Annotated in this window: 2 protein-coding genes and 1 pseudogene; 1 reads left to right on the forward strand and 2 read right to left on the reverse strand. The window is 35.7% G+C overall.

Annotation, left to right across the window (positions count from 1 at the left end; translation table 11 throughout):
- Positions 1–261 (forward strand): annotated as a pseudogene (locus GVN22_RS27325) (transposase); the annotation flags it as partial.
- A 104-nt stretch (positions 262–365) separates the two neighbouring features.
- Here GVN22_RS27325 and GVN22_RS27330 read toward each other — a convergent pair.
- Positions 366–647 (reverse strand): hypothetical protein, encoded by a 282-nt coding sequence (locus tag GVN22_RS27330; protein ID WP_166554159.1) that lies wholly within the window; start codon positions 645–647, stop codon positions 366–368.
- The gene (locus tag GVN22_RS27335) at positions 640–873 is read right to left on the reverse strand and encodes a hypothetical protein (protein ID WP_166554160.1); all 234 of its coding nucleotides are present in this window, start codon (positions 871–873) and stop codon (positions 640–642) included. The genes GVN22_RS27330 and GVN22_RS27335 overlap by 8 nt, the downstream gene beginning before the upstream one ends.
- Between the last annotated feature and the right edge of the window lie 303 nt (positions 874–1,176).

The raw sequence follows: 1,176 nt of genomic DNA on the forward strand, positions 1-1,176 counted from the left end.
GATAATGGACCAGAATTTGTAGCAAAACTAGCGCAAGAATGGAGTCAGATGAATGACATCGTTTTTCACTATATTCAACCAGGGAAACCAACGCAAAACGCCTACATTGAGCGATTTAACCAAACTTACCGCAGACATGTGTTAGATGCTTATGCTTTTGATTCTTTGGAGGAAGTTCGCCAAGAAACAGATCTATGGCTGAGGGATTATAATTTCGTTCGACCGCATGTCTCTTTAGGTGGTATGAGCCCAGTAGATTATAGAATGAAAAAACAAAACACCCTTCTTGGGCTTCGTTCCGCTACGCTACACTCAGCCCAAGAAGGGTTAAAAACATAATCAAAACAGACAGATTATGTATATTTTTAATCTGTACTAAAAATGGGAAGCCGACAGTATGTTTTTTTGGTTTCAAACTTGAAAACTGGTCTGCAATTTTTGAATGTTGTTCCTTTGAACAATTGTTTCTCTATTTCTCTGCCAAAAATCCTTTCAAACCAACCCGTATTTTGTTTGGTATGAACTAATAAAACGACTCTTTTTATTTCTGGGTCATTGTCAGCAAGTTTACAAGCATACTGCATTGCTTCTCTGTATGCTTCATCGTCATTTCCACTTGTTGCAACAAAAAATCTTTGTTTAGTCATTTTTTCTTTGTTCAAAAAGTTTGTATTCGAATACTCCCACAATTGCGACATATATTAACCAAACCCACCAAGTTTCTTCAAATCTAAATGGCTTTGACTGCCAGGTACCGTCAAATTCATTTGCGATTGGATAGAACAAAATAAATAAACCAATTGGCACTACAAATGCAAAAATAATTTTTTGCTGTGAGTTAAGTTTGGAAATCCATTTCTCTAAATACTTCATATTTCTTTGTTTTAAGTTTGTAATTCTTGTCTTTTAGCCTGACCGCTAATGGACAAGTATTTATGAAGAAGGGGAATTTAGAACTCGTCAGCCCATAACTGATGCTGAGTTTTGTTCCAAAGTTGAGTTACTTTCAACTGCTTCATAGTATTCCGTCCGCTGGTGCAAATGTTGATTAATTTACTGCTGTTCAATTACTTCAGTCCGCCCCTTTTTCATAAATACTATGTTGAACTAAACCTCTGGTAGCTTTTGCCTCTCCAGTTTTATCTTTGCATAAATTACAAACTATTTTTAAGATGA

Origin of the sequence: Cellulophaga sp. BC115SP, assembly GCF_009905545.1 — a bacterium.
Taxonomy (GTDB): domain Bacteria; phylum Bacteroidota; class Bacteroidia; order Cytophagales; family Spirosomataceae; genus Flectobacillus; species Flectobacillus rivi.